This is a genomic window from Rhodanobacter soli, assembly GCF_040548735.1.
In the GTDB taxonomy this organism is placed as follows: Bacteria; Pseudomonadota; Gammaproteobacteria; order Xanthomonadales; family Rhodanobacteraceae; genus Rhodanobacter; species Rhodanobacter soli_A.
In genome coordinates this window covers 258,693-285,158 of the sequence record NZ_JBEPSD010000001.1, presented here as the reverse complement: position 1 = coordinate 285,158, position 26,466 = coordinate 258,693, and the positions used below count along the sequence as shown (strand labels likewise).

The 26,466-nt window shown below is 66.6% G+C and carries 21 protein-coding genes; 15 read left to right on the top strand and 6 right to left on the bottom strand.

All coding sequences use genetic code 11. From position 1 onward, the window contains the following. Positions 1 to 114: 114 nt before the first annotated feature. Positions 115 to 1,512: a GntP family permease gene (locus tag ABIE04_RS01305; protein ID WP_354546788.1), complete on the bottom strand. Its 1,398-nt coding sequence runs from the start codon at positions 1,510 to 1,512 to the stop codon at positions 115 to 117. Positions 1,513 to 1,666: 154 nt separating this feature from the next. Here ABIE04_RS01305 and ABIE04_RS01300 point away from each other — a divergent pair, with 154 nt between their 5' ends. From ABIE04_RS01300 to ABIE04_RS01290, 3 genes are all read left to right on the top strand, one after another. After that, entirely contained in the window at positions 1,667 to 3,952 is a 2,286-nt protein-coding gene (locus tag ABIE04_RS01300; protein ID WP_354546787.1) for a TonB-dependent receptor, read from the top strand. A gap of 75 nt (positions 3,953 to 4,027) precedes the next feature. Then, entirely contained in the window at positions 4,028 to 5,065 is a 1,038-nt protein-coding gene (locus ABIE04_RS01295; protein ID WP_354546786.1) for an extracellular catalytic domain type 2 short-chain-length polyhydroxyalkanoate depolymerase, read from the top strand. Between the two features lie 163 nt (positions 5,066 to 5,228). Beyond that, on the top strand, positions 5,229 to 8,537 hold the full coding sequence (locus ABIE04_RS01290) for a hybrid sensor histidine kinase/response regulator (RefSeq protein ID WP_354546785.1): 3,309 nt from the start codon (positions 5,229 to 5,231) through the stop codon (positions 8,535 to 8,537). A gap of 39 nt (positions 8,538 to 8,576) precedes the next feature. On the opposite strand, the gene ABIE04_RS01285 is transcribed toward ABIE04_RS01290, so the two are convergent. Continuing rightward, a complete protein-coding gene (locus tag ABIE04_RS01285; protein ID WP_354546784.1) occupies positions 8,577 to 9,236 on the bottom strand; it encodes a response regulator transcription factor in 660 nt (219 codons plus the stop codon). A gap of 197 nt (positions 9,237 to 9,433) precedes the next feature. Between ABIE04_RS01285 and ABIE04_RS01280 the strand changes: the two genes are divergently transcribed. The 3 genes from ABIE04_RS01280 to ABIE04_RS01270 all read left to right on the top strand — a co-directional run bounded on the left by ABIE04_RS01280 (position 9,434) and on the right by ABIE04_RS01270 (position 12,359). Continuing rightward, positions 9,434 to 11,179 carry a 3-hydroxybutyrate oligomer hydrolase family protein gene (locus ABIE04_RS01280; protein ID WP_354546783.1) on the top strand — a complete coding sequence of 582 codons (1,746 nt, stop codon included), beginning with the start codon at positions 9,434 to 9,436 and terminating at the stop codon, positions 11,177 to 11,179. 77 nt (positions 11,180 to 11,256) lie between these two features. Beyond that, positions 11,257 to 11,766 (top strand): peptidylprolyl isomerase, encoded by a 510-nt coding sequence (locus ABIE04_RS01275; RefSeq protein WP_354546782.1) that lies wholly within the window; start codon positions 11,257 to 11,259, stop codon positions 11,764 to 11,766. A gap of 164 nt (positions 11,767 to 11,930) precedes the next feature. Further along, positions 11,931 to 12,359 carry a YidB family protein gene (locus tag ABIE04_RS01270; RefSeq protein ID WP_354546781.1) on the top strand — a complete coding sequence of 143 codons (429 nt, stop codon included), beginning with the start codon at positions 11,931 to 11,933 and terminating at the stop codon, positions 12,357 to 12,359. A 39-nt stretch (positions 12,360 to 12,398) separates the two neighbouring features. Here the strand turns inward: ABIE04_RS01270 and ABIE04_RS01265 are convergent, their stop codons facing one another. Then, positions 12,399 to 12,653, bottom strand: coding sequence for a GlsB/YeaQ/YmgE family stress response membrane protein (locus ABIE04_RS01265; RefSeq protein ID WP_354546780.1), 255 nt, complete (start codon positions 12,651 to 12,653; stop codon positions 12,399 to 12,401). Positions 12,654 to 12,812: 159 nt separating this feature from the next. On the opposite strand from ABIE04_RS01265, the gene ABIE04_RS01260 reads away from it, so the two are divergent. The 3 genes from ABIE04_RS01260 (at position 12,813) to prpE (ending at position 17,136) form a co-directional block, all read left to right on the top strand. Next, positions 12,813 to 14,012, top strand: coding sequence for an aminotransferase class I/II-fold pyridoxal phosphate-dependent enzyme (locus tag ABIE04_RS01260; RefSeq protein ID WP_354546779.1), 1,200 nt, complete (start codon positions 12,813 to 12,815; stop codon positions 14,010 to 14,012). Positions 14,013 to 14,078: 66 nt separating this feature from the next. After that, positions 14,079 to 15,062 carry a malate dehydrogenase gene (locus tag ABIE04_RS01255; RefSeq protein ID WP_354546778.1) on the top strand — a complete coding sequence of 328 codons (984 nt, stop codon included), beginning with the start codon at positions 14,079 to 14,081 and terminating at the stop codon, positions 15,060 to 15,062. 178 nt (positions 15,063 to 15,240) lie between these two features. After that, the gene (prpE, locus tag ABIE04_RS01250) at positions 15,241 to 17,136 is read left to right on the top strand and encodes a propionate--CoA ligase (protein WP_354546777.1); all 1,896 of its coding nucleotides are present in this window, start codon (positions 15,241 to 15,243) and stop codon (positions 17,134 to 17,136) included. A 71-nt stretch (positions 17,137 to 17,207) separates the two neighbouring features. Here prpE and ahpF read toward each other — a convergent pair whose 3' ends face one another. The 3 genes from ahpF to ABIE04_RS01235 form a co-directional block, all read right to left on the bottom strand. Further along, positions 17,208 to 18,803 carry an alkyl hydroperoxide reductase subunit F gene (gene ahpF / locus ABIE04_RS01245; RefSeq protein ID WP_354546776.1) on the bottom strand — a complete coding sequence of 532 codons (1,596 nt, stop codon included), beginning with the start codon at positions 18,801 to 18,803 and terminating at the stop codon, positions 17,208 to 17,210. A 132-nt stretch (positions 18,804 to 18,935) separates the two neighbouring features. Continuing rightward, complete coding sequence (gene ahpC, locus ABIE04_RS01240; RefSeq protein WP_354546775.1) at positions 18,936 to 19,499, bottom strand: alkyl hydroperoxide reductase subunit C; 564 nt, start codon at positions 19,497 to 19,499, stop codon at positions 18,936 to 18,938. A gap of 180 nt (positions 19,500 to 19,679) precedes the next feature. Beyond that, positions 19,680 to 20,993 carry a dicarboxylate/amino acid:cation symporter gene (locus ABIE04_RS01235; protein ID WP_354546774.1) on the bottom strand — a complete coding sequence of 438 codons (1,314 nt, stop codon included), beginning with the start codon at positions 20,991 to 20,993 and terminating at the stop codon, positions 19,680 to 19,682. Between the two features lie 163 nt (positions 20,994 to 21,156). On the opposite strand from ABIE04_RS01235, the gene prpB reads away from it, so the two are divergent. The 6 genes from prpB to ABIE04_RS01205 all read left to right on the top strand — a co-directional run bounded on the left by prpB (position 21,157) and on the right by ABIE04_RS01205 (position 26,407). Then, complete coding sequence (prpB, locus tag ABIE04_RS01230) at positions 21,157 to 22,041, top strand: methylisocitrate lyase (RefSeq protein ID WP_354546773.1); 885 nt, start codon at positions 21,157 to 21,159, stop codon at positions 22,039 to 22,041. 79 nt (positions 22,042 to 22,120) lie between these two features. Further along, the gene (gene prpC, locus ABIE04_RS01225) at positions 22,121 to 23,266 is read left to right on the top strand and encodes a bifunctional 2-methylcitrate synthase/citrate synthase (protein WP_354546772.1); all 1,146 of its coding nucleotides are present in this window, start codon (positions 22,121 to 22,123) and stop codon (positions 23,264 to 23,266) included. 433 nt (positions 23,267 to 23,699) lie between these two features. After that, positions 23,700 to 24,659, top strand: a complete 960-nt coding sequence (locus ABIE04_RS01220; RefSeq protein ID WP_354546771.1) for a hypothetical protein — start codon at positions 23,700 to 23,702, stop codon at positions 24,657 to 24,659. Between the two features lie 130 nt (positions 24,660 to 24,789). Beyond that, a complete protein-coding gene (locus ABIE04_RS01215; RefSeq protein WP_354546770.1) occupies positions 24,790 to 25,176 on the top strand; it encodes a hypothetical protein in 387 nt (128 codons plus the stop codon). Beyond that, positions 25,173 to 25,880 (top strand): C39 family peptidase, encoded by a 708-nt coding sequence (locus tag ABIE04_RS01210; RefSeq protein ID WP_354546769.1) that lies wholly within the window; start codon positions 25,173 to 25,175, stop codon positions 25,878 to 25,880. Before ABIE04_RS01215 ends, ABIE04_RS01210 begins: the two co-directional genes overlap by 4 nt. Before the next feature lie 8 nt (positions 25,881 to 25,888). Next, positions 25,889 to 26,407 carry a hypothetical protein gene (locus tag ABIE04_RS01205; RefSeq protein ID WP_354546768.1) on the top strand — a complete coding sequence of 173 codons (519 nt, stop codon included), beginning with the start codon at positions 25,889 to 25,891 and terminating at the stop codon, positions 26,405 to 26,407. The last annotated feature ends 59 nt before the right edge of the window (positions 26,408 to 26,466 follow it).

Genomic DNA, 26,466 nt, shown 5'->3' with positions numbered 1-26,466 from the left:
TTTTTGAAGGGCGAATTAACCGATTATACGGACTTGCGTGACAACTTGCCCGTCATTTCGATCGCCCGTTCATCCGGCCTCACGGCCGCGGTCTGCGGGATGCCGTCGGCGCGGCTACACCACGCCGAGGAAATAGTACGCCGCGATCACCACCAGCACAGCCAGGGTCTTGATCACGGTGATGGCGAAGATGTCCTTGTAGGACTGCCGGTGGGTCAGCCCGGTCACCGCCAGCAGGGTGATCACCGCGCCGTTGTGCGGCAGCGTGTCCATGCCGCCGGAGGCCATTGCGGCGACCCGGTGCAGCACTTCCATCGGGATGCCGGCGGCGTTCGCGTTGGCGATGAAGGTTTCGGCCATCGCGCCCAGGGCGATGCTCATGCCGCCGGAAGCCGAGCCGGTGATGCCGGCCAGCGCGGTGACGGTGATCGCCTCGTTGAGCAGCGGGTTCGGGATCGTGTGCAGCGCATCGGCGACCAGCTTGAAGCCGGGCAGGGCGGCGATCACCGCGCCGAAACCGTATTCCGAGGCGGTATTCATCGAGGCCAGCAGCGCACCGCCGACCGCGGCCTGGCTGCCGGCGGCCAGCTGCCGGGTCACCGCACGCCAGGCGCACGCCAGCACGCACAGGATGCCGACCAGCAGCGCGCCCTCGACCGCCCAGATCGCGGCAACCTTGGAGACTTCCTGCACCACCGGCTTGGCGTTGCCGACCACGCTGGGCAGGAACGACTGCGTTTCGCCGTAGATGCGCGGGATCAGGTCGGTGAACAGCTTGTTGCACACGCCCACCAGTACCAGCGGCAGCAGCGCGACCAGCGGATGCGCCAGCTTGCCGCCTTCGAACGGAGCCGGCTCGTTGACCAGGTTGTCGCCATAGCCTTCGCCGGCCGCGGCGGCCTTGCGCCGGCGCCAGTCCAGGTAAGTCAGGCCGACGACCAGGATGAACACCGCGCCGATCGTGCCCAGCCACGGTGCCGCCCAGGTAGTGGTGCCGAAGAACGCGGTCGGGATGATGTTCTGGATCTGCGGCGTGCCCGGCAGCGAATCCATGGTGAAGGTGAACGCGCCCAGCGCGATGGTGCCGGGGATCAATCGCTTCGGGATGCCGGACTGGCGGAACAGCTCGGCGGCGAACGGGTACACCGCGAATACCACCACGAACAGCGACACGCCGCCGTAGGTCAGCAGCGCGCATACCAGCACGATCGACAGGATTGCCCGGCTGCGCCCGACCAGGCCGATGGTCGCCGCCACGATGGCCTTGGAGAAGCCCGACAGCTCGATCAGCTTGCCGAACACCGCGCCCAGCATGAACACCGGGAAGTACAGCTTGAGGAAGCCGACCATCTTGTCCATGAACAGGCCGGTGAACATCGGCGCCACCAGCGCCGGCTCGGTCAGCAGCACCGCGCCCAGCGCGGCGATCGGCGCGAACAGGATGACGCTGTAGCCGCGATAGGCCGCGAACATCAGGAAGCACAGCGCAGCCAGCACGATCAGAAACGCCATCCGTGAATCTCCCACCACGACTTGGCGTCGAGTATCCCGGACGCCAGATGCAGGCGGCACTGTACGAAGGTACAAGTGCCGCCGGCGCATGGCGCCGCCTACTCTCCCCTCATCAGCATCCGCGCGAGCGATGCATTCACTGCAAGGGGACGTCATGAAACGCACGCATCTGAGTTCGGCGATCGGTCTGGTTCTGGGGCTGGCATTCATCGCGCCGCTGCACGCGCAGCAGGCGGGCGAAGACGCCGGTGCCAAGCCGACGGCAGCGAAACAGGCCGAGGCCAAACAGCTGGAGGAGGTGACGGTCAGTGCGCGGCGTCGCGACGAATCGCTGGAGAAGGTGCCGGTCGCGATCACCGCGTTCAGCGGCGAGGACATGAAGGACCTGCAGGCGAACAGCGTCGACGGCCTGCAGGGCGCGGTGCCGAACATGAACATCGTGCAGGGCCGCGGCTCGTCCTCGGCGGTGAACATCTTCATCCGCGGCATCGGCCAGCCGGATGCGCTGCAGACGTTCGATCCGGGCGTGGGCATGTACGTCGACGACGTCTACTACTCGCGCATCCAGGGCGGGCTGATCAGCCTGTTCGACGTCGAGCGCGTCGAAGTGCTGCGCGGCCCGCAGGGCACGCTGTACGGCAAGAACTCCACCGGCGGCGCGGTCAAGGTGGTGACGAAGAACCCGGGCGACAGCACCGAGGGTTCGGTCGAGGCCGGCTTCGGCAACTACGGCCGGCGCGAGGGCAAGTTCTATCTCGGCGGTCCGCTGGGCGGCGCATGGTCGGCCTCGATCGCCGGCGCGGTGACCCAGACCGACGGCTACGTCACCGATCCGTCCACCGGTCACAAGTACAACGACGAGGACACCAAGTCCGTGCGCGGCAAGCTGCGCTACCACCCGTCGGAAAACTTCGACGCGGTGCTCAGCCTCGACTACACCAAACAGGACACCGGGTTGACCCTGGGCCAGCCGGTCTCCGTGCTGAAACGCACCGACCTGGTGTTCGGCTCGGTGCCGCTGTACACCCCCGATCCGGACCAGAAGTACGACTTCAGGACGCGCACCTCGTTCGGTCCGGACAAGGGCCAGAAGCTCGAGCACAAGGGCGCCGCGCTGAACCTCGGCTGGAAGCTGTCCGACCGGTGGAACCTCAGGAGCATCAGCGCCTTCCGCAAGCTCGACAGCCGTTCCTACATCGACATCGACGCCTCGCAGTTCGAGCTGGGCGACGTGCTGGTCGATTTCCATCAGAAGCAGGCGAGCCAGGAACTGCAGCTGCAGTACGACAACGGCAGCAACCTGCAGGCGGTGTATGGCCTGTACTGGCTGCGCGAAACCGTGCCGTCGCACCAGGAGGCCTATGCCAGTGACCTGTTCGCCCTGGCCGGCACGCCGATCACCTTCCTGCGCACCATCGACGACGACCTCACCACCACCACCTACGCCGGCTTCGCGCACGTGAACTGGGAGTTCGTGCCGAGCTGGACGCTGGCCGCCGGCGTGCGCTACAGCAGCGACCACAAGGACTACGACCGCACCACCAGCACGTTCTGGGGCGCGCCGTTCAGCGCGATCAACGAGACCGTGGCGTTCGGCGCGAGCAAGCGCTGGAATGCGTGGACGCCCACGCTCAGCCTGCAGAAGCAGCTCGATCCGCAGACCATGCTCTACGCCTCGGCCAGCCGCGGCTTCAAGTCCGGTGGCTTCAACGGCCGCGCCAACACCGCCGCCGAAACGAAGAGCGCCGAGTACAACCCCGAGTACGTGTGGACCTACGAGCTGGGCATGAAGTGGCGCTCGGCCGACAACAAGCTGCAGGCGAACCTGGCCGCGTTCCACAGCGACTACACCGACTTCCAGGCACGCGTGTCCGAGGTGCAGAACCCGGGCTCGATCACCCCGACCTTCGCGTTCCCGGTGATCAACGCGGCCAAGCTGAAGATGGACGGCATCGAGTTCGAAGGCGCCGCCGTGCTGGGGCAGGGCACCCGCCTGTCGGCCCAGGTCGGCTACATGGATGCGCGCTACGCCAAGTTCGTCGACCACCGTCTCGATCCCAGCGACCCGCTGTACAACCCGGAGCTGCACAAGCACGTGCCGTTCTCGCCGACCTGGACATCGCGGGTTGCGGCCACGCAGGCTTTCGACCTGGGCGACGGCAGCGCCATCACCATCGGCGCGGACTGGTCGTACCGCAGCGAGACCTGGCTGAGCGTGGACAACTACGAAGCGCTGAGCCAGAAGGCCTACTCGGTGACCGGCCTGTTCGGCATCTACGATTCCGCCGACGGCCACTGGCAATTCCGTGCCGGCGTGCGCAATCTCGGCGACAAGGTCTACAAGACCGACGGCCAGGAGTTCTCCAGCGTAGGCAACATCCGCACAGCGTATTACGGCATGCCGCGCAACTGGTACGCCAACGTGCGCTACAACTTCTGATGCACGGCTTCTGCCGGGCGGGCATGGCCCACCCGGCATGACGCCTGGACTGGAATGACCAAACGGAGCGGACCGATGAACACCCGATGGGTAACCCGCCTGCTGTGGCTGGCCCTGCTGGCCAGCGCCGGCAGCGCCTGCGCGAAAGACGCCGGTCCGAGCCTGCCCGGATTGAAAATCGATCCGGCGCGCACCGCCGTGGTCGGTCTCTCGTCCGGCGCATACATGGCTGCGCAGATGCAATTGGCGTATCCGGAACTGTTCCCGAATGCGGCCCTGGTCGCCGGCGGCCCGTACAGCTGTGCCGGCGGTCAGCTGCCGGTTGCCCTGGGCAGTTGCATGAAGGGCGAGCCCGCGCCGGATGTCGGCGCGCTGGTGGCCAGCGCCACGAAGCGTTCCGCGGCCGGCGAAATCGGCGCGTTGAAGGATCTTGCCCACGCCCGTGTCTATCTGCTGCACGGCAAGGATGACGCACTGGTGGCACCGGCGGTGGCGGAGGCCGGCGCCCATTTCTACGAGCAATTGCGCGATGGCACGCCAGCCCTGAAGAACATGCAGGTGCACGACGACGGCCAGCGCGCGTTCGCGCACAACCTGCCGGTGGCCGGCAGCGGCGACGACTGCGACAAGTCGGTGGCGCCGTACCTCGGCCACTGCGGCTTCGACGCCGCCGGCGAGATCTTTGCGCAGATGTTCGGCAAGCCGGCGCGTGCGGCGACCCGGGCGCGCGGCGAGCTGCGCACGTTCGGCCAGGATGCGCTGCGCCCCGACGGCGCCGATGCCTTCATGGCCGGTACCGGCTACGTCTACCTGCCGCCGGATTGCCTCGCGGGCAAGCCGTGCGGCGTGATGGTCGCGTTCCACGGCTGCAAGCAGAATGCCGACGCCGTGGGCAAGGCCTTCGTCGAGGACGCCGGCTTCAACCGCTGGGCCGACGTCTACGACGTGACGGTGCTATATCCTCAGACCCGCGCAAGTTTCGCGCCCTTGAATCCGCAAGCATGCTGGGACTGGTGGGGATATTCCGGAGCCGACTACGACAGCCGCCACGGTGTGCAGTTGCGCTGGGTGGTGAACGCCGTGCGCGCGCTGGGGCTGCCGGCGGGGCATTGATGGCCGCTTCTGCGCCTCCTCCTGCTGACTGGGGGAGGTTGGGGGGAGGGGGTTGCGCCGGCTGGCGTGAAGATCAAGAGCACCTCTCACCTGCAGGACTCCCTTGCGGTCGCCCGGCCCTCCGCTGCAAGCGGGGGAGGAAGTACGGCCCATGGAGTCCGGCATGCTGAGCGCAGGCGTCATCGCGTTTGCCGCATTGTGCTGGCTCGCCCTGCTGTTCGGCGTGGCCCTGCTCGGCGAGCGCCGCCCGCAACTGTTCGAGAAACGCTGGGCGATCGTGTACGCGCTGTCGCTGGCGATCCACTGCACCTCATGGACGTTCTACGGCACGGTGACCCAGGCCAGCCGTTCGGGTTGGTGGCTGCCGCCGACGTTCGTCGGGGCGATTCTGATGTACCTGTTCGCGCTGAAGTTCCTCGGCCGGCTGGTGCAACTGGTGCGCGAATACAACGCCGGTTCGCTGGCCGACCTGATCGCGGTGCGGCTGGGGCGGCATTCCGGGCTGGCGGCGCTGGTCACCGCGGTGGTGGTGATCGGCATCGTGCCGTACATCGCATTGCAGCTGAAGGCGGTGGCGATGAGCTACGGCATCCTCAGCCACGGCCAGCTGGCGGAATCCAACCCGTGGCAGGACAGCGCGCTGTACGTGGCGTTGCTGATGGCGCTGTTCGCGATGCTGTTCGGCACGCGGCGCGCGTCGACCATGGCGCACAACCGCGGGCTGGTGCTGGCGATGGCGTTCGAGTCGCTGTTCAAGCTCGGTGCGATGCTGGCGCTGGGCACCTTGCTGTTCACCGCGTTGCCTGCGGGCTTGCCGGTCAACGTGCCGCCGCCACCGGACAGCGGTGGCTTCCCGGCATTGATCCTGCTCGGCGCACTGGCGATGTTCACCATGCCGCACCAGTTCTACGCCGGCATCGTGGAATGCCGCGACGACGGGCAGCTGCGCACCGCGCGCTGGCTGTTCCCGCTGTACCTGCTGCTGATCTCGCTGCCGATCCTGCCGCTGGCGCGGTTGGGCGATGCGTGGCTGGGAGCGAGCGGGGTGTCGTCGGACATGTACGTGCTGGCGTTGCCGCTGGCACGCGGCGAGCATGGCCTGGCCTTGATCGCGTTTCTCGGTGGCCTGAGCGCGGCCACCAGCATGGTGGTGATCGCCACGCTGGCGTTGAGCCTGATGGTGGTCAACCATTTCATCGCGCCGTTGCGCGTGCGCGCCGGTTGGGGGCGCGACGAGCATGGCGACCTGCGCGGTGAACTGCTGAACCACCGGCGCGTGGCGATCCTGGTGCTGATCCTGCTGGCGTGGGCGTACAGCCGCGTGCTGGCGCGCAACGAGGTGCTGGCCGATATCGGCGCGATCTCGTTCTCCGCGCTGGCCGGGCTTACCCCGGCGTTGCTGGCGGCGGTGTACCGGCCGCAGCTGGGTTCGCGTGCGGTGATGGCCGGGCTTGCCGCCGGCACGCTGGTGTGGGTCTACGCGGTGCTGCCGACCCTGTTGCCGGTCGCACCGGCGTGGCTGCACGGCGGTCCGTTCGGCCTGCATTGGCTGGCGCCGGATGGCCTGCTCGGGCTGGGCAACTGGAACCGGCTGGGCCGTGCCGTGGTGGTGAGCCTGCTGGTGAATATCGTGGTGATGCTGGCGGTGGCCGGTTCGCGTTTTGGTCGGGCGGCACGCGCGGTCAGCGTGGGCGATGTCGGCTTGGTCGAGCTGCGTGCGCTGGCGATGCGTTTCCTGCCGTCGGAGCGGGTCGAGCACCTGTTTGCCAGCGCACCCACCGTGGGGCCCGCCGGCAGTGCGCGCGTGGCCGAGGTCGAGCACGAACTGGCTGCGGTGATCGGCGCCGCCTCGGCGCGATTGCTGTTGGAGGTGGTGCATCGGCAGGGCCGCGACGACCTGGACACCGTGGTAGCGATCGTCGGCGAGGCGGCGCAGGACCTGCGCTTCAACCAGCGCGTGCTGGAGGCGGCTCTGGAGAACATGAGCCAGGGCATCTGCGTGGTCGATGCCGAATTGCACCTGGTCGCCTGGAACACGCCGTACGCGCAGTTGTTCGACTACCCGCCCGAGCTGCTGCAGGTAGGCCGCCCGGTGGCCGAGCTGACCCGCCACAACATCGACGCCGGCATGCTCGGCCCCGGTGAAGTGGACGCGCGCGTGCAGCGCCGGCTGGCGCACATGCGCGCCGGCACGCGGCATCTGTCCGAGCGGCGTTTCCCCGGCGGCATCATCGTCGAGATCCGCGGCAACCCGATGCCCGGCGGCGGCTTCGTGGCCACCTTCACCGACGTCACCGCGTTCCGTCAGGCCGAGGCGGCGCTCAAGCGCGTCAACGAGACGCTGGAACTTCGCGTGGAAGAACGCACCCGCGAACTCGCCGCGGCCTCGGCCGAGGCGCAGGCCGCGAACGAGGCCAAGAGCCGCTTCCTCGCCGCGGTCACCCACGACCTGATGCAGCCGCTGCACGCGGCGCAGCTGTTTGCCCATGCGCTCACCGAACACGGCGGCGATGCTGCCACCGCACAGCACCTCAACGGCGCGCTGGCCGCCACCGAAGGCCTGCTCACCGGCCTGCTCGACGTGGCCCGGCTCGAAGGCGGCCGCCTGCATCCGCAGCCGCGCGCGTTCGCACTGGCCGACGTGCTCGATCCGCTGGCCGCCGAATTCCGCGCCATCGCGCTCGACCGCGGCGTGCGGCTGGACGTGGTGGGCACGCATGCCTGGGCGCACTCCGATCCGCAACTGCTGCGCCGGGTGCTGCAGAACTTTCTGTCGAATGCATTGCGTTATGCCGAACACGGTCGCGTGCTGCTCGGCGTGCGCCGCGCCGGTCAGCAAATACGCGTGGAAGTGTGGGATACCGGGCCAGGTATCGCACCGGGCGAGCAGCAGCTGATCTTCCAGGAATTCCGCCGCGGCAGCGCCGCGGGCGGGCAGGGGCTCGGGCTAGGTCTGTCGATCGCACAACGCATGGCCGATTTGCTCGGTCATCCGCTCGGACTGCGCTCATGGCCGGGGCACGGCAGCGTGTTCGACCTCAGCGTGCCGAGGGCGCGCGCTGCAATACGACTGCCGCCTGTCGCGGACGCGCAGCAGTCACTGCCGGCCGGTCGTGCGCTGGTACTGGACAACGAGCCGGCCGCACTTGCTGCACTAAGCAGCTTGCTCGTGAGTTGGGGCTGGCACGTGCATGCCGCACGCAATGCCGAGCAGGCGCTGGCGGCACCGTGGCGGCCGGATCTGCATATTCTCGATTTTCATCTCGACGGCGGGCAGACCGGTTTTGATGTGTGGCTTCAGCTACGCGAACTGCATGCTGATGTGCCGACCGTGATGCTCACTGCGGATCGTGATGGTGAGCTACGCCAACGTTTGCTGGAGGCGGGGATAGGTGTGCTTTACAAGCCGCTGAAGCCGCTGGCGCTACGGCAGGTGTTGCAGCGCGTGGCGACCGGCGCGATGCGTGTGTAGTGCGGCGGTACAACGAAATCGGAGTTGATCGAAGCGTGCCTACAGCGTCCGTCCTGGTTCCCCCAACTCCAGCGACTTCAACAACATCCCCGCCTGCGTGCGGTTCCTCACCCGCAGCTTCTCGAAGATCGCCGTGGCATGCGCCTTCACCGTGCGTTCCTGGATGCCCAGGCGGTCGGCGATCTGCTTGTTGAGCAGGCCTTCGGCGAGCAGGGCGAGTACGCGCGACTGCTGTTCGGTGAGGCGGGCCAGGCGGCTGGCCAGATCGGTGTCGGCGGGGTCGGCGGGCAGGGCGGCGACGGCATCGGCGAGGGTGGGCGGCAGCCAGCTGCCGCAGTCGAGCACGCTGCGGATCGCCGCGCCGATCTCGGCAGGGCTGGCGCTCTTGGGAATGAAGCCGGCGGCGCCGTGGTCGAGCACGCGGCGCACGATGCGCGGTTCGTCGTGGGCCGACACCACCAGCACGGCCACGCCGGGATGCTGGCCGCGCAACGCGGCGAGCCCCGACAACCCCTGGCTGCCGGGCATGTGCAGGTCGAGCAGGACCAGGTCGATATCCGGCTCGGCGGCCAGCGCGTCGAGTACGCCTGGTAGGTCGGCCGCTTCGCGCATGCTGCAGTCGCCGAGGTTTTCGCTGGCGGCCAGGCGCAGTGCGGCGCGGAACAGCGGATGGTCGTCGGCGATCAGCAGGGTGGTCATCCCGCCGAAGTTAGCGGGCCGCGGCGGCCACGTCGAGTTCGGCGCATGGACTTTCGTACGATGGCGGCCGGCGATGCGCTTGTTATGGTGGCTGGATGAAGAAATCCGCCTGCCATTCGATGCTGCTGTTCTTGTCCGCGCTGGCATCCGTCATGCTGTCGGCCTGTGCCGGCAACATGACGAGGAAGGACTCTGCCATGCGTGAGGTCGATTACGGCGACGTGCAGGTGACCGAGCATCGTGGTCACGATGATCTGCTGAGCGCAGGTTTGGGCCTGGCGGGCCTGGCCGGTTTGCCATCGCCGTTCGCTAACCCGCTGGATCCCGGTGCGCAGGAACTGCGCCGGCGCGCGATCCAGACCAGTTGGAAAGGTATCGCCGACCTCGGCCCGCTCGGCGGCTACGGCACGGTGTACGGCGGCGTGCCGGATGTACCGGGCCGCGAATACCAGGCATTCGCGCGCATTCCCGGTGCGCGTTCGCCGCATCGCGTGCTGTTGCAACTGCCGGACAACTTCGACAGGCAGAAGCGTTGCCTGGTGGTGACGGCCTCGTCCGGCTCGCGCGGCATCTATGGCGCGATCTCGCTGGCCGGCGCGTGGGGCCTGCCACACGGCTGCGCGGTGGCGTACACCGACAAGGGCACCGGTGCCGGTTATTTCGACTACGCCGACGACAGCGGCGTGGCGCTGGACGGTCGCCGCGCGAAACGCGGCGAAGCGGAGCTGGAATTCCAGCCATCGCCGGCGCCACCCACCGGGGGTCTCGCGATCAAGCACCTGCATTCGGGCGACAACCCGGAGGCCGACTGGGGCCAGCACGTGATCCAGGCGGCGCAGTTCGGGCTGGCCATGCTCGACCGCGCGTTCCCCGCCGAGGCGCCGTTCACGCCGCAGAACACGAAGATCATCGCTGTCGGCATCTCCAATGGCGGCGGTGCCGTGCTGCAGGCGGCGGGACGGGATCAGGAACACTTCTTCGCCGGCGTGGTGGCGCTGGAACCGAACGTGCACGTGCAGGATCGCGGTCGCGCGCTGTATGACTACGCCACCGAGGCGGCGATCTGGTTGCCATGTGCGCTGAGCGCCGACTATTTCGCTGCGGCTCCGCTGGCGCGGGGGCCGCGCGGCGTGCCGCTGCCGACATGGCCGATCCGCTGTGCCAGCCTGCGCGCACAGGGCAAGCTCGGCGGCAATACCACGGCCGCGCAGGCGGAGCAGGCGCGGCAATACCTGCACGCGCGGGGCTGGACCGATGAGGCGATGAGCACGGCCGCCAGCACAACCGCGTTCGACCTGTGGCGGGTGATCGCCGCGGGTTACGCCTCGGCCTACCTGCGTCGCGGCGCCACCGACATGCCGTGCGGCTTTCACTACGCGGCGATCGGCGTGGGCGGGTTGCCGGGCCTGGCCGATCCAGTCACACGGGCGACCTGGTGGGCGGATGGTTCGGGCATTCCACCCGGCAATGGCATCGGCCTGTTCGGCGGCGTGAATGTCTCGTCCGATCCCACTCTGATCGGCAGCGAATGCCTGCGCGCACTGTGGACCGGCGACGACCACGAATCGCAAGCCTTGCACGCTTCGGTGGCCGCCACCGCGGCGCGCTTGCCGCGCAGGGACCTGCCGTTGTGGGTGTTGCATGGCGCCGGCGACGGCCTGTTGCCCACCGCGTTCAGCTCCGAGCCGTACGTGGCGTGGCTGCGTGATGAAGGGCGCCGGCCGATCTACTGGAAGGTGCCGCACGCGCAGCACTTCGACGCCTTCCTGGCCTTGCCCGGCTTCGGCGAGCACCACGTGCCGCTGCTGCCGTATGGCTATGCGGCGCTGGACCGGTTGTGGGCGTACCTGTACGAAGGCGCGGCATGGCCGCTCGACGCACCGGTGCCGGCCGCGCAGCCGCGTGGCGCTGGCCCGCTGCAGCGCGCAGCGCTGGGTCTGTAGCATGGTGCTGGGTTATCCTTGACCATCCTCGTGCCGGCGCCCCGGCGCGAAGCAGCTTTCAAACCCAAGGATTTGCGATGACCATCAACGTCACCTTCACCACCAACCGCGGCCCGATCCACCTGCGTCTGCATGAAGACAAGGCGCCGGTCACGGTCGCCAGCTTCGTCAACCTGGCTCGGCGCGGCTACTACGATGGGCTGTCGTTCCATCGCGTGATCGCCGACTTCATGATCCAGGGCGGTTGCCCCGAGGGCAGCGGTCGCGGCGGCCCGGGCTACAAATTCGAGGACGAGTTCAACCCGTCGCTGCGCCACGACAAGCCCGGTGTGCTGTCGATGGCGAATGCGGGTCCGCGCACGAATGGCAGCCAGTTCTTCATCACCCACGGCGCGACGCCGTGGCTGGACGGCAAGCACAGCGTGTTCGGCGAAGTGGTCGATGCGGCCGACATGGACGTGGTCAACGCGATCCAGCAGGGCGACACGATCGAGAAGGTCACCGTGGACGGCGACGTCGATGCGCTGCTGGCGGCGCAGGCCGACCGTGTGGCGGAATGGAATGCGGTGCTCGACCAGCGCGGCTGAGCCGGGCGCCATCGTGTCACTGGAAACCGCCGGCCAGCAGCCGGCGGTTTTTTTGTGGTCTTTCCCCGGTGCGGCCTTCACGAAATGTTGCCATGGCGGATTCCGTGGCGACTTATGATCGGCTGGCTACGCGCTTGATTCATCACCATCCAGGGAGAACGATCATGTCATTTCTCAACGATCTGCTCGGTGGCCAAGGGCAGGGACAGCAGGCGGGTACCGGTTCGCTGATTGCCGTCGCGGGGCAGCTGATCGAGAAGGCGGGCGGTGTGCAGGGCCTGGTCAGCATGCTGCAGCAGCATGGGCTGGGCGGTGCCGTGCAGTCGTGGGTCGGCACGGGTGCGAACCAGCCGGTGTCGGGCGACCAGTTGGGCCAGGCGCTGCAGAACGGCGGCATGGGTTCCCTGCTGCAGGAGGCTGCAGGCAAGCTGGGTGTGGACCCGAATGTCCTGCTGGGCGGGTTGTCGCAGGTGCTGCCGCATGCGGTCGACCACATGACGCCGGACGGCCAGGTGCCGGGACAGGCGCAGGGGCAGGCCAGCGGCTTCGACCTGGGCATGCTCGAAGGGCTGGCCGGCAAGCTGCTCGGCTGAAGATCGTCCCGGTGGAGCAGGGCTCCACCGGGACGGCGGTCAGGCCGACTTGCGCTTGACCAGGTGATACAGCAGCAGCAACACGATCGCGCCGATCACCGAGGCGATGAAACCGGCGGACTGCCCTTCCTGGTACCAGCCGAACACGTTCTGGCCGACCCAGGTGGCCAGCAGCGAACCGGCGATGCCGATGATGGCGGTGATGATGAAGCCGCCCGGGTCCTTGCCCGGCATCAGCAGCTTGGCCACCAGGCCGACGACCAGTCCGATCACGAATACCCAAAGCCAGTGCATGCGGATCTCCTTCGCTGGTGAGGTCTCACGGTACCCGTCGCGGGCGCGCCCATCATGCCCGGATCGCGTCGCTGTGGCGTGTAGAGCCGGCAGCCAGCGCCGGGTCCGGGCGGCGTGATAAAATGGACGCCTTTGCTTCCTCCCCTGCGTGAGATACCCATGCCCCAGCTCGCCCAGCGTGTCGGCCGCGCCAAACCCAGCGCGATCATGGTGATTGCCGAGAAGGCGAAGCAGCTCAAGGCTGCCGGCCGCGACATCATCAGCTTCTCCATCGGTGTACCGAACTTCCTGCCCGGCGAGCATGTGTATGCCGCCGCGCGCGAGTCGCTGTCGCACGACTCCGGCCAGTACGGCAGCAACCGCGGCGCCGAAGTGTTGCTGGATGCGTTCCTCAAACACATCGAGGCGCTGGGCTTCTCCGGCTATACGCGGACGAACCTGTCGATCGGCATCGGCGCCAAGCACGTGCTGTACAACCTGGCCGAAGCACTGCTGGACGAGGGCGATGAGATCTGTTTCGCCGCGCCGTACTGGACCACCTACCGCGACATCGCCGATATCGTGGGCGCGAAGGTCAACGTGATGCATTGCGGGCCGGAGCAGAACTACAAACTGACCCCGACCCAGCTCGACGCGGCGCTGGCGCGCAAGCCGAGGGTGTTTCTGTTCAACAACCCGTCCAATCCCACCGGCATGGTCTACACCGCCGGGGAGATCGCCGCGCTGGCCGACGTGCTGGTGAAGCACCCGGATACCTGGGTGATCACCGACGACATCTACAACTCGATGGTGTTCGACGGCATCGGCTACCACAACTTCGTGTTCGCCAGGCCCGAGTTGCGCGATCGGGTGATCTTCGTCGACTCGGTGTCCAAGACCTACGGCATGCCGGGCTGGCGCGTGGGCCTGATCGCCGGCCCCGAGGTGGTGGCCAAGGCGGTGACCACGCTCAACTCCAACCACATCACCAGCTTGCCGGAAGTGATCACCGCGGCGGCGGTGGCGGCGTTCAGCGGCCCGCAGGAGGTCCCGCGCGCCAGGTGCGCGGAGTTCGCCGGCAAGCGCGACATCGTGGTTGCCGCGCTCGGTGCGATTCCCGGCGTGGCCTGTCCGCGGCCGCAGGGTGCGTTCTATGCGTTCCCCGACATTTCCGTGGCGTTCGGCAAGAGCCACCACGGCACGAAGATCAACAACGACGTGGAGTTCTGCGCTGCGTTGCTGGAAGCCAAGGGCGTGGCTTGCGTGCCTGGTTCCGCGTTCGGCGAGCCGCGCGCGATGCGCATTTCCTACACCTGCCCGACTGCACAACTGCAACCGGGCCTGGCGCGCATCGCCGAATTCTTCGCCGAACTGAACTGACCAATTCCCTGCGGGGCGTCCCGTGCGCTCCGCATAAATGAAATACCCAAGAAGGAGTCATCGTCCATGAAAGCCCCCGTTCGAGTTGCCGTCACCGGCGCCGCCGGCCAGATCGGTTATGCCTTGCTGTTCCGCATCGCCGCCGGCGACATGCTGGGTCCGGATCAGCCGGTGATCCTGCACCTGCTGGAAATCACCCCGGCGCTGCCGTCGCTGCAGGGTGTGGTGATGGAGCTGAACGACTGCGCGTTTCCGACCCTGGCCGGCGTGGTCGCCACCGACGACGCGAACGTCGCGTTCAAGGACGTCGACTACGCGCTGCTGGTCGGCGCCCGCCCGCGCGGCCCGGGCATGGAGCGCAAGGACCTGCTGGAGGCGAACGGCGCAATCTTCGGCCCGCAGGGCAAGGCCCTGAACGCGCATGCCAAGCGTGACGTGAAGGTGCTGGTGGTCGGCAACCCGGCCAACACCAATGCGCTGATCGCCCAGCAGAACGCGCCGGACCTGGATCCGAAGTGCTTCACCGCGATGGTTCGCCTCGACCACAACCGCGCGTTGTCGCAGCTGGCCGAGAAGACCGGCAGCCACACCACCGACATCAAGAAGATGACGATCTGGGGCAACCACAGCTCGACCCAGTACCCGGACATCCACCATGCCACCGTCAACGGCAAGGCGGCGATGTCGCTGATCGACCAGGCCTGGTACGAGAACGACTTCATCCCGACCGTGCAGCAGCGCGGCGCGGCGATCATCAAGGCGCGCGGTGCCTCGTCGGCGGCTTCGGCTGCTTCTGCCGCCATCGACCACATGCGCTACTGGGCACAGGGCACCACCGAGGGCGACTGGGTCTCGATGGGCATCCCATCCGACGGTTCCTACGGCATCGCCCCGGGCGTGATCTACGGCTACCCGGTGACCGTGAAGAACGGCAAGTACGAGATCGTGCAGGGCCTGGCGATCAACGACTTCTCGCGCGCCCGCATGGACGCCACCGACAAGGAGCTGCGCGAAGAGCGCGCCGGCGTCGAGCACCTGTTCGCGAAGTAACGCCAGGAAGGCGTCATCCCGTGCAGTACGGGGATGTCGTTGATAAGGGATCCAGCGACTCGAAACAGGCCGGCCTTGCCGGCCTGTTTTCATTCGCACATACGCCGAAAGTCGAGTGCCGTGCCGCACCGTGTCTGGTCTAGGCTTGGGTTGCCCCCACAAGCCTGATGGAGCGCGTATGCAGTACGAGGAGTTCTACCGGCAGTCGATCGACGAGCCGGAGCAGTTCTGGGCCGAGCAGGCGCGGCTGATCCACTGGCATAAGCCGCCGCGGCAGATTCTCGACCAGTCGAATCCGCCGTTCCGGCGCTGGTTCGTCGGCGGCACCACCAACCTCTGCTACAACGCGGTCGACCGCCATCTGGCCGAGCGCGCCGAACAGCTGGCGCTGGTGGCGGTTTCCAGCGAGACCGGCGTCACCCGCGAGTTCACCTACCGTCAGCTGCACCGCGAGGTGAACGCGTTCGCCGCCGTGTTGCAGTCGCTGGGTGTAGGCAAGGGCGATCGCGTGGTGATCTACCTGCCGAACATCGCCGAGGCGGTGTTCGCCATGCTGGCTTGCGCGCGCATCGGCGCGATCCATTCGGTGGTGTTCGGCGGTTTCGCCGCGCACAACCTGGCGCTGCGCATCGACGACGCGCAGCCGAAGCTGCTGATCGCCGCCGATGCCGGCATGCGCGTCGGCAAGGTGATCCCGTACAAGCCGCTGGTCGACGCGGCGCTGGACGAGGCCTCGGCGCCGCCGCCGCACGTGCTGATCGTCGATCGCAAACTCGATCCGCAGATGACCTGCCGGGCCGGGCGCGACCTCGACTACGCCGAATTGCGCATGCAGCACGAGGGCGCCGAGGTGCCGGTGGCCTGGCTGGAGTCGAATGAGCCAAGCTATTTGCTGTACACCTCCGGCACCACCGGCAAGCCGAAGGGCGTGCAGCGCGACGTGGGCGGTTATGCGGTGGCGATGGCGCTGTCGATCCGTTATGTGTTCGACATCGCGCCGGGGCAGGTGATGTTCGCCACCTCGGACGTGGGCTGGGCGGTGGGGCATTCCTACAATGTCTACGGCCCGCTGATCGGCGGCGCCACCTCCTTGCTGTACGAAGGGCTGCCGACGCGGCCGGATGCGGGCATCTGGTGGCAGCTGTGCGAGCAGTACGGCGTGCGCACGATGTTTTCCTCGCCCACGGCGATCCGCGTGCTGAAGAAGCAGGACGAGAGCTGGCTGAAGAAGTACGACCTGTCGAAGCTGAAATGGCTGTTCCTCGCCGGCGAGCCGCTGGACGAGCCGACCGCGCAGTGGATCACCGATGCGCTCGGCGTGCCGGCGATCGACAACTACTGGCAGACCGAGACCGGCTGGCCGGCGATCACCCTGATGCCGGGGCTGGAATTGAAGACGGTGAAGTTCGGCTCGCCCGGCCTGCCGGCGCCGGGCTACCGGATGAAGGTGATCGACGAGAACACCGGCAAGGAAGTCGCGGCGGGGACCAAGGGCGTGCTGGTATTCCAGCCGCCGCTGCCGCCGGGTTGCCTGACGACCGTGTGGCGCGACGACGACCGCTACGTGCACAGCTACTTCAGCCACTTCAAGGAGCTGCTGTACAGCTCGCTGGACTGGGCGGTTCGCGACGGCGACGGCTACACGTTCGTGCTTGGCCGCACCGACGACGTGATCAACGTGTCCGGTCATCGCCTGGGCACGCGCGAGATCGAGGAGTCGGTGGCCAGCCACCCGGCGGTGGCCGAGGCGGCGGTGATCGGCGTGAAGGACGAGCTGAAGGGGCAAGTGCCGATCGTGTTCGCCACGCTGAAGCAGGATGCGGGTGACGGCGCCGGCGACGTGGCGCGGGCGATGCAGCAGCGCGTGGTCGATCAACTCGGCGGGGTGGCGAAGCCGGCACGCATCTACGTGGTGAACACCTTGCCGAAGACCCGCTCCGGCAAGCTGCTGCGCCGCTCGCTGCAGGCGCTGGCGGAGCACCGCGATCCGGGGGATCTGTCCACGCTGGATGATCCGGGGGCGCTGGACGATATCCGCCGTGCGCTGGAGCGCGGGCCCGACCAGGGCAGCTGAAGGGAACCATCAGGCAAACGGGGCGGCCGAAGCCGTCCCGTTTGTTTTTCTGCCCGGATGATCTCCGGCGATCAGGCCGCCACTGCTTCCTTTTCCGCCTTCGTGGCTACCACCGGGCTGCGGATCAGGTGGTCGAACGCGCTCAGCGCAGCGGTGGAGCCGGCGCCCATCGCGATCACGATCTGCTTGTACGGCACCGTGGTGGCGTCGCCAGCGGCGAACACGCCGGGCAGCGAGGTCTGGCCGCGCTCGTCGATGACGATCTCGCCGCGTGGCGACAGTTCCAGCGTGCCCTTCAGCCACTCGGTGTTCGGCAGCAGGCCGATCTGCACGAAGATGCCTTCCAGTTCGAGGCTGTGCATCACGCCGTCGACGCGGTCCTTGTAGACCAGGCCGGTAACCTTCTGACCGTCGCCCAGCACCTCGGTGCTCTGCGCACTGACGATGATGTCGACATTGGGCAAGCTGCGCAGCTTGCGTTGCAGGACTTCGTCCGCGCGCAGCTTCCCGTCGAACTCGACCAGGGTGACGTGGCTGACGATGCCGGCCAGGTCGATCGCCGCCTCCGCGCCGGAGTTGCCGCCACCGATCACCGCCACGCGCTTGCCCTTGAACAGCGGGCCGTCGCAGTGCGGGCAGTAGGCCACGCCCTTGTTGCGATACTCGTCTTCGCCGGGCACGCCCATCTGCCGCCAACGGGCGCCGGTGGAAAGGATCACGGTTTTCGACTTCAGCGTGGCGCCGTTGGCCAGTTCGATTTCGATCAGCCCGCCCGGCTCGCCGGCCGGCACCAGTTTCTCGGCGCGTTGCAGGTTCATGATGTCGACGTCGTATTCCTTGACGTGCTGCTCCAGCGCTGCACCCATCTTCGGACCGTCGGTGGCCGAGACCGAGATGAAGTTCTCGATCGCCATGGTGTCCAGCACCTGGCCACCGAAACGCTCGGCCGCCACGCCGGTGCGGATCCCTTTGCGTGCGGCGTAGATGGCGGCGGCTGCGCCGGCCGGGCCGCCGCCGACCACGAGCACGTCGAACGCGTCCCTGGCCTTGATCTTTTCCGCTTCACGGGCGCTGGCGCCGGTGTCGATTTTTGCCAGGATCTGCTCCAGGCTCATGCGGCCCTGGTCGAACACTTCGCCGTTGAGGTAGACGGTCGGCACCGACATCACCTGGCGCGCCTCGACCTCGTCCTGGTACAGCGCACCGTCGATGGCGACGTGCCGGATCTTCGGGTTCAGCACGCTCATCAGGTTCAGCGCCTGCACCACGTCGGGGCAGTTCTGGCAGGACAGCGAGAAATAGGTCTCGAAACGGTAGTCACCGTCGAGATTCTTCACCTGCTCGATCACATCCGCCGCGGTCTTGGACGGATGGCCGCCGACCTGCAGCAGGGCGAGCACGAGCGAGGTGAATTCATGGCCCAGCGGAATGCCGGCGAAGCGCACGCCGATGTCGGTGCCGACGCGGTTGATCGCAAACGAGGGCTTGCGCTTGTCGTCGTCGCGGCGAACCAGGGTGATCTGGCCGGACAGCGAGGCGATCTCCTCCAGCAGCTCGTTCAGTTCGGCGGACTTGGCGCTGTCATCCAGGGACGCAACGATCTCGATCGGCTGCGTGACCTTTTCCAGATAGGCCTTCAACTGGGTTTTGAGATTGGCATCCAACATGACGGACTCCGTGGGTTTCTTGGGGTGTGCGTGGCGAGCACCCGGGCGGAGCCGGGCGTCGCTTTGTACGATATTTCGGTAGAGCGGACCCGGAAGAACTCCGGGTCCGTGGCGCTTTCGCGCGGGGATGAATCAGATCTTGCCGACCAGGTCCAGCGACGGCGCCAGAGTCTTCTCGCCTTCCTTCCACTTGGCCGGGCAGACTTCGCCCGGATGGGCGGCGACGTACTGCGCTGCCTTCACCTTGCGCAACAGTTCCTTGGCATCGCGGCCGATGCCGCCGGCCGTGATCTCGACGATCTGGATCTTGCCCGCCGGATCGATCACGAAGGTGCCGCGATCGGCGATGCCGGCGTCTTCAATCAGCACCTCGAAATTCTTCGAGATCTGATGGGTCGGATCGCCGACCATGGTGTAGTTGATCTTCTTCACCGCATCGGAGGTGTCGTGCCAGGCCTTGTGCGCGAAATGGGTATCGGTGGAGACTGAGTAGATCTCGACGCCCAGCTTCTGGAATTCGGCGTAATTGTCGGCCAGGTCCTCCAGCTCCGTCGGGCAGACGAAGGTGAAGTCGGCGGGGTAGAAGAACACGACGGACCACTTGCCCTTCAGGTCGGCGTCGGTGACTTCGATGAACTGGCCGGCCTTGAGGGCCTGGGCCTTGAACGGTTTCACTTCGGTATTGATCAGGGACATCTTTGCTTGCTTCCCGTGGTGGTTGAAGAATGAAACAGATGTTACGGCCCCCGACACGATTAATCTAATTGATTGTTGGCATCGGTTCGATTGGCTGCAACTATCATGTGATAGTCCAACATGTGAGGTCGGGCGGGGCAGCTTCAAGCCCCCGCCGATCGGCCGCGTCGGTGCGGGGAGCTACGGAGCCGCGAGGCGGTCGCGCAACTGGTAGTCGACCACCGTGGCGGTGATGATGTCGCTGCCCACGTTCACCGTGGTGCGCATCATGTCGAGGATGCGGTCGACGCCGATGATGATGCCGATGCCTTCCGGCGGAATGCCGAACGTCGCCAGCAGGCCGGCAATCATCGGCAGCGAGCCACCCGGTATGCCGGCGACTGCGACCGCGCTGAGCACCGACAACAGCATCAGGATGGCCTGGTGGCTCAGGGTGAGTTCCACGCCGAACGCCTGCGCCACGAACAGCACCACGCAGCCTTCGAACAGGGCGGTGCCGCTCATGTTCATGGTCGCGCCCAGCGGCAGCACGAAGCCGGCCGTGCTGGGAGCGAGCTTCAATTCGTCATGCGCCACCGCCAGCGAGGCGGGCAGGCAGGCGTTGCTGGAACTGGTCGAGAACGCGGTGATCAGCAGCGGCCGGATCTGCCGGAAATAGGCCAGCGGCGAGCGCCCGGCGAGAAAGCGCAGCCACAACGACATGGTGCCGAACAGGTGCAGCGCCAACGCCACGGCGCAGCCGACCACGAACACCGACAACGCCAGCAGCACATCCACGCCGACCTTGACGATCACGCTGTAGATCATCGCCGGTACCGCATAGGGAGCCAGTTCCAGCGCGAAGCCGACGATCTTCGTCATCAGGTCGGTGATCGTGTCCAGCGCCATTTGCACCCGCTTGCGCTCCTTCTCGCGCAACTGGGTGGCGGCGGCACCGACCAGGATCGCGAACAGGATCAACGGCAGCACGTCGCCCAGCGTGTCGCGGCTAGGGCCGGCCACGGCGCCGACCAGGTTGCGCGGCATGAACATCTCCACCAGCGTGCCGAAGCTCATGCTGGGCTGGGCCGCCTTCTTGTCGATCGACTGCTGCGCGCTGCTGCCGTATTCCTGCATCAGCTGCGTGCGCGCCTGTTCGTCCAGGTGGTGACCCGGCTGCACCGTGTTCATCATCACCAGGCCGATCGCCACGGCGATGCCCATGTTGAGGAAGAACAGCAGGAAGGTCCGCCCGGCCAACGGACCGAGTCGATCCAGTCGGCCGAGCTGGGCCACGCCGGAGGCCAGCGAAGTGAACACCAGCGGGATCACCACGAAGAACAGCATGCGCAGGAAGATCTGCCCGAACGGATCGAACACCGCGGCGGAGATCTTTTGCATCAGCGCCAGCGTGGGCGGATGCCACTGGCCGATGCCCAGCGTGGCCACGGCAGCGACCACGCCGATCACGAGGCCCCAGAGGATGCGTTTTGCGAGAGGAGTCGATGTGCTCATTCGGTTGAATGTACGGGGCCACGGCGGATTCGTCACGCAGGAATTTTCGAGCTGCGGCGGGCCCGGCCGGACCGTGCTTTTGCGACCGCGGCGGAGGTGCCGAAAGGTCCAATCCCGGCAACAAGCCGCCGTAGGCTAAAATAGGCGCTTTGACGGAGTCGACATGACACAGCCAGCATCCCCGGGCGCACGTTTCCGCGCGGAACTTGCCGCCGAACAGCCGTTGCAGATCATGGGCGCAATCACCGCCTACGCCGGCCTGATGGCCAAACGCGTCGGCTACAAGGCGCTGTACCTGTCCGGCGGCGGTGTCGCCGCCAATTCGCTGGGCGTGCCGGACCTGGGCATCAGCACGATGGAAGACGTGCTCACCGACGCGCGCCGCATCGTGGACGCCACCGGACTGCCGCTGCTGGTCGACATCGACACCGGCTGGGGCGGGGCATTCAACATCGCACGCACGATCCGCTCCTTCATCGGCGTCGGCGTGGCTGCGGTGCACATGGAGGACCAGGTCGGCCAGAAGCGCTGCGGCCATCGTCCGGGCAAGGAAGTGGTGCCGAAGGAGGAGATGGTCGATCGGGTCAAGACGGCGGTGGATGCACGCACCGATCCGGGCTTCGTGATCATGGCGCGCACCGACGCGGCTGCCGTCGAGGGGGTCGACTCGGCGATCGAGCGCGCCTGCGCCTATGTCGAGGCAGGCGCCGACATGATCTTCCCCGAGGCGATGAAGACGCTGGACGATTACCGCAAGTTCAAGGCCGCGGTGAAGGTGCCGGTCCTGGCCAACCTTACCGAATTCGGCTCCACCCCGTTCTTCACCACCGACGAATTGCGCGAAGCCGGCGTGGACATCGCGCTGTACTGCTGCGGCGCCTATCGCGCGATGAACAAGGCCGCGCTCCATTTCTACGAGACCGTGCGCCGCGAAGGCACGCAGAAGAACATCATCGACACCTTGCAGACGCGCGAGGAGTTGTACGACTTCCTCGGCTACCACGCCTACGAGGACAAGCTCGACATGCTGTTCTCGAAGCAAAGCTGACCACCCGCCTTGTCATCGTGAAGGAGCCCGCTTGCGGGCTCCTACCAAGAAAGAAAAACCTGCACCCTGGAGATTTCCGATGAGCGAGCAAGTCCTTCCCAAGGCCAAGAAATCCGTCGCCCTGTCCGGCGTGGCCGCGGGCAATACCGCGCTGTGCACGGTCGGCCGCAGCGGCAACGACCTGCATTACCGCGGTTACGACATCCACGACCTGGCCGCCAAGGGCTGTTTCGAGGAGGTGGCCTACCTGCTGGTGCATGGCGTGCTGCCGAACTGGACCGAGCTGAACAACTACCGTGCGCGGCTGAAGCGCCTGCGCGGCCTTCCGGCGCCGGTCAAGGCCGCGATGGAGCTGCTGCCGGCCGCCACCCATCCCATGGACGTGCTGCGTACCGGCTGCTCGGTGCTGGGCACCGTGCTGCCGGAGAAGGACGACCACAACGTCACCGGCGCGCGCGACATCGCCGACCGCCTGATGGCCAGCTTCGGCTCGATGCTGCTGTACTGGTACCACTTCAGCCACAACGGCAAGCGCATCGAGACGCAGACCGACGACGACTCGATCGCCGCGCACTTCCTGCACCTGCTGCATGGCAAAAAGCCGAGCGACCTGCACGCGCAGGCGCTGGACAAGTCGCTGGTGCTGTACGCCGAGCACGAGTTCAATGCCTCGACCTTCGCCGCCCGCGTCATCGCCGGCACCGGTTCGGACATCTACTCGGCGATCACCGGCGCCATCGGCGCGCTGCGCGGCCCGAAGCACGGCGGCGCGAACGAGGTGGCGATGGAGATCATCGCGCGCTACCGCAGCGCGAACGACGCGGAAGCCGACATCCGTGCCCGGGTCGAGCGCAAGGAAATCATCATCGGCTTCGGCCACCCGGTTTACACCGTGTCCGACCCGCGTAACGAGATCATCAAGGAAATCTCGCGCAAGCTGTGCACCGACGGCGGCAACCCGACCCTGTTCGACGTGTCCGAACGGATCGAGAAGGTGATGGGCGAGGTCAAGAAGATGTTCCCGAATCTCGACTGGTACTCGGCCAGCGCGTACCACATGATGGGTGTGCCCACCGCAATGTTCACGCCGCTGTTCGTGATTGCGCGCACCTCCGGCTGGAGCGCGCACGTGATCGAGCAGCGCGAGGACGGCAAGATCATTCGCCCCAGCGCGAACTACACCGGCCCGGAAGATCAGGCCTACGTGCCGATCGACAAGCGCTAGGCAGACGTTTTTTCCGATACGGAAGGGAGCCGCGAGGCTCCCTTTTCGTGTCAGCGAGGTGAAGATTGCTTGAACCGAAACTGACTCGTGGAACGGTCCGTTTCGACCCCGGTGCGCGAAGGGCTTCCCGCTGTATCACTCCTGTTACAGGTGTAAGCACCTTGTTTCCCATCCGTTCATGTAGCTAACCGTGCTGCAGTGCGGTTTACCGGTCCGACGGCGGCAACGGCTGTTGCAGGGGCGAATCGGGTTGCCGTGTCATGGTATGAACCAAGTTGCAGTTCACTGGCAGGTTTGTCGGCCAGTGGACTGATTTTCCGTGGAATCATGCCAGTTCGGATGAAATTCACCCGCTGGCTCAAAAATTGCCTTGAGGTGTTTGCTGCAAAGCGAGCAAAAACAGGGGGTCACCGCATCGTTCGGGAGAACAAACATGCGAAAGACTCTTTTAATGACAGCGATATGCATTGGCTTGGGATTCACGCTTCCCGCTCTGGCCGACGACACCCAGACCGGCGGGGCCGGAGCGACTGCGCAACGGAACTCCACAGCCACCCAGACCAACGACAGTTCGACCGACAGTTCCACCCATTCGCGTCAGCGCAACAACAACGGTGATTCCTACGCCAATGGACAGGGCAGCTCAGCCGCCAACAACGGCGGCACGGCGAGTTCGTCGATAGCGTCCTCGTTCAACACCAACAAGGCGATCGCGATCAGTCGCCTCGACGGTGTGGTGACCGACATCCGCGCGCATGACATCGGCAACGTCGCGCGGAATACCGGCAACGCCAATGGCGGCAGGGGTGGCTCTGGCGGCGACGGCTCTGGCGGCTGGGCCTCTGGCGGCCGCGGTGGCTCGGGCGGTGATGGCGGGAACGCCCGCTCGCGCAGCGGTTATGCCGGCGGCTCGGGTGCCGACAGCGGCTATGTCGGCGCACTCAGTGGCGCGGAAGGCGGCGACTCGAATGGCGACAACTACGCCAATGCACGGGCCCGCTCGCGCGGGGCGTCCAGTACCGGAGGAACGGCGACTGGCGGCAATGGCACCTGGGCCGGCGGAGCGGGCACCGGTGGTGCGGCGACCGCAAGCAGCGGCGCGGCGACCTCGACCGGTGGCAGCAGCGGTGCGGCGGACAGCACCGGTGGCATGGGCGGAGCCGGCGGAAGCGGTGCGTCCGCGACCGGTGGTGAAGGCCTCGCCGGTGCCGGTGGAACCGGTGGTGCGGGCGGTTCGAATATGGTGGATGCCGGCACATTCGACATGTCCAACCACATGGACGGCGCAGCCGCGGCGGCGGCAGGCGTCACGGTCATGGCGCAGAACAGCGGCGTCGGTTCGCTGGTCCAGCAGAGCGTGAACGTCCAGGCCAACCTCAACATTGGTCCATGACCGAAGCCTTGCGCGGTGGGGCGCCTGGCGCTCCACCGTGCTTCCCGAGCAGAGCGTTTCGGGTGCCAATGCGGTCGGCGTTCGCGGATGCCCCGTCGTACGCGGCCGTCATGGAGACAGGAGAAGCACCATGCGAACAGTCAATCCCATGTCGTGGGCCACGATGTTGCTACTTGGCGCGTTGACGTGGAGTGCGGCGGCGACACAGCCGGGCACCCGGGTTCCGGTAACCACCGCGGCGGCGCCTTCCGCCCAGCCTGCCTGGCTCGATGGATGGGGCCGCAGCGCGGACAGCAGGACTCTGGCGATGTCCAGTGGCGGCAACGAGGTCAGCGAAACCATCATCTTGAACGGCACGGTGGCGAACAACACTGTCGACCATGTGGTGACCGGATCGAACGCGATCGGCAACGGCGCTTTCAACGGCGCCGCCGGCGTGCCGATGGTGATCCAGAACACCGGCAACGGCGTATTGATCCAGAACGCCACCATCCTCAACGTGCAGTTCCAGCCATGACCGGCTGCTTGCGCGATGTGTACTGGCTGGCCCCGGCGTTCGTCGTCGGGCTGCTGCTGGCTTCGGCGCCGCTGGCGGCCTCGTCGGTCGCGCTGCCCGGCGTGCAGGGTGGCAGTTATGGCCTGCACCTGACCAGCCTGAAGGAAATCCGTTACCGCAACACGATCCGCCAGAAATACGATTTCAGCTGCGGCTCGGCAGCCGTGGCAACCCTGCTCACCTACCAGTACGGCTACCCGGTGGACGAGCAGCAGGCGTTTGCGCAGATGTATGCGCACGGCAACCAGCCAAAGATCAACCGGGAAGGTTTTTCGCTGCTCGACATCAAGCGTTTCCTGCAGGCCAACGGTTTCGAAGCCGATGGTTTCCAGGTGCCGCTGGACAAGCTGCAGGAAGAAGGGCTGCCTGCGATCGTGCTGATCGACGAAAGGGGCTACCACCATTTCGTGGTGATCAAGGGCCTGCGCGCGGGCCGCGTCCTGCTGGGCGATCCCGCCCGCGGCACGCGTTCGATTCCGCGCGCGCAGTTCGAGGCGGCGTGGAAGAACCGCCTGGTGTTCGTGGTCCACAACCGGCGTGCCCTGGCGATATTCAACAGCCGCGACGACTGGCGCGCCGCGCCAATGGCCCCCATCCATTCCGTCATCGACCGTACCGGGCTGGGCAATATCACGCTGCCCAAGCGTGGTCCGGGGGACATCTGAGTGCCGTCATGAATCCTGCCCGGATCAAGTTTTCCTGCTTCCGCGCGCTGGCCGGCCTGGCGCTGATGGTCGGCGTTGCGCAGGCGCAGGAGCCGCCGATGGCGCCGACGCACTGGCCGGCTGCCGTGAGCGAGCATCGCCTCGACGCGGTCCGCGGCGGGTTCGATTTCGGCCACGGGTTGCTGGCGTCCTTCGGCATCGAGCGCGCGGTCTACATCAACGGCAACCTGGTCACCAGCAGCAGCGTGCAGGTGCCGGACATCGGCCGGATGACGCCCGACCAAGCCACGGCCCTGGCTGCCGCCACGGGCACGGTCAACGTGATCCAGAACGGCGCGGGCAACAGCGTCGATACGTCTGCGTTCAACCAGGTGGCGGCTGCGACGGTGATCCAGAACAGCCTCGACAACCAGGACATCCGCAGCCTGACCACGATCAATGCCGCGGTGAACAGCCAAGTCGCCTTCCGCAGCCTGAACCTGCAGCAAAGCCTGCAGGCCGGCCTGATCGGATCGCTCGGGCACTGACCCGGGCATGACGCAAACAGGCCTGCACCACCCTCGGACGCCATCCGATCAGCGAGGAA